General features: G+C 39.9%; 2 protein-coding genes and 1 pseudogene. All 3 read left to right on the forward strand.

The genetic code is table 11. The features are described from left to right. On the forward strand, positions 1 to 1,103 hold a 1,103-nt coding region (locus Q0541_RS30835), incomplete at its 5' end, for an FAD-binding oxidoreductase (RefSeq protein WP_298920122.1). 23 nt (positions 1,104 to 1,126) lie between these two features. Continuing rightward, the gene (locus Q0541_RS30840) at positions 1,127 to 1,831 is read left to right on the forward strand and encodes an actin-binding WH2 domain-containing protein (protein WP_298920124.1); all 705 of its coding nucleotides are present in this window, start codon (positions 1,127 to 1,129) and stop codon (positions 1,829 to 1,831) included. Positions 1,832 to 1,873: 42 nt separating this feature from the next. After that, positions 1,874 to 2,086, forward strand: a pseudogene (locus Q0541_RS30845) (actin-binding WH2 domain-containing protein); the annotation flags it as partial. Positions 2,087 to 2,133 lie beyond the last annotated feature (47 nt).

Below are 2,133 nucleotides of genomic sequence, written 5' to 3' on the forward strand. Positions count from 1 at the left end.
TGGCTACTTTGAAAACACGATTTGTCGCCGCTGGGGGAAAGTTGTTAGAAAATACACCTTTTACTGAAACGGTGGTTCATCCAGATGGGGTGATGGTAAATAACCAATTCAAAACTCGTTTATTAATCGACGCGATGGGACATCTTTCACCCATCACCCAACAAGCACGCCAAGGAAAAAAACCAGACGCCCTTTGCTTGGTTGTGGGAAGTTGTGCCCAAGGTTTTCCGGAAAACAACTCAGGCGACTTGTTATTATCATTCACATCTTTGCAGAATCAATGTCAATACTTCTGGGAAGCCTTCCCAGCCAGGGATGGCAGAACCACTTACCTGTTTACTTACATGGATGCACATCCCCAACGCTTGAGTTTAGAAGCTCTATTTGAGGAATATCTGCGTCTTTTACCAGAATATCAGGGAGTGGAATTGAGCAAGCTGAAATTTCAACGAGCGCTATTTGGCTTCTTTCCTACCTATCGCCAAAGTCCCCTAAAAACCCCTTGGAGTCGCATTCTACCAGCCGGAGACAGCAGTGGTAGTCAATCTCCCTTGAGTTTTGGTGGTTTTGGGGCAATGGTGCGTCACCTGAAGCGTTTAACATTTGGCATTTATGAAGCGCTGGAAACAGAACAATTATCTGCACAAGCGATCGCACTACTGCAACCCTATCAGCCAAGTTTGACTGTTACCTGGTTGTTTCAAAGAGCGATGAGTGTTGGTATAAATCAGAAAATTGCCCCAGATCAAATTAACCAACTCCTCTCAGCGGTATTTCAGGAAATGCAACAGTTGGGTACACCAGTGCTAAAACCATTTTTACAGGATATAGTACAGTTTTCGGCACTAACGCAAACCCTGTTAAAAACTGGTTTATATCATCCGATATTAGTTGTCAAAATAATTCCGCAAGTAGGTTTGGCAAGTTTGTTAGATTGGATGTTACATTACAGTAGTTTAGGTGTGTACACTGCCTTGTTTTGGTTAAGTCCAATGCTAGAAACATGGATTAAGAATCAACCAAATGAACAACAATATTATTGGCATCGTTTGATTGATGCCTGGAAGTATGGTTCTGGCGGTGATTACTCAGATGAAACTTAGAATAATACCTGTGTGAGGAGAATATGATTGAACGGAAATCTTTAGGAATAAAATACTTTGCGGTGTTGATTGGTTTTCTGCGCGATCGCCAAGGATTTCTAGAGGAAGTTCGCCAAGGTACGAGATTACCAAATAAAATCATTTCTCTGCTAGTTTGCAGTTCTTTATTTATCGCTGCTTATGGCGGAATCATTGGTGCATACCATAGTTGGATGCAAGCTATATCTTCCGCCATTAAACTCCCAGCCCTTTATTTAATCACACTCCTGATTTGTATACCAACGTTGTACTTTGCTAACGTTATTTTTGGTTCAAAGCGGACTTTTGGACAGCATTTAGCATTAGTGCTGACTGCTGTTTCAGTTACAAGCGTACTTTTATTTAGCTTTGCCCCAATCACACTGTTTTTCTTGATTACCACGAATAATTACCAATTTTTAATTCTGTTAAATGTCTTCATCTTTGCCATAACTGGATTTATTGGTGTTTCGTCTTTATATCAAGCTACAAGCTTAGTTTTAGAACAAGATAATGAAGGTAGCAAGACACGCCAGAAGATTTTACAATTTTGGCTATTTCTTTACGCTTTCGTAGGCAGTCAGTTAGGATGGACTCTCAGACCGTTTTTTGGCACACCTGGTTCTGCTTTTGAACTATTCCGCGAAAGAGAAGGTAATTTCTATTTAAGTGTGATTCAAGCTATTAGCTATCTTTTGGGAATCCGTTAATTAGTCATTAGTAATTTAACAAAATATAGAACAGATAAATTTATGCTGAAAAAGCCAAATCGCGGAATTCAACAATTTGGGGTTTTGGTTAATTTACTCCGCGATCGCCAGTCCTTCTTAGAAGAAATTCGTCAGGGAATCCGACTACAAAATAAAATCAGTTCTTTATTCGTAACTAGTTCCATTTTCTTTGCCATCTATGGCGCAATTATCGGTGCATCTAACAGCTGGGCACAGGCATTATCTAGTGCTATAGCAATCCTAAATGAGTTGTGAAAAATCACAGTTGTTGATAAAGTGAA

The organism is uncultured Nostoc sp. (assembly GCF_937863485.1).
Classification (GTDB): domain Bacteria; phylum Cyanobacteriota; class Cyanobacteriia; order Cyanobacteriales; family Nostocaceae; genus Nostoc.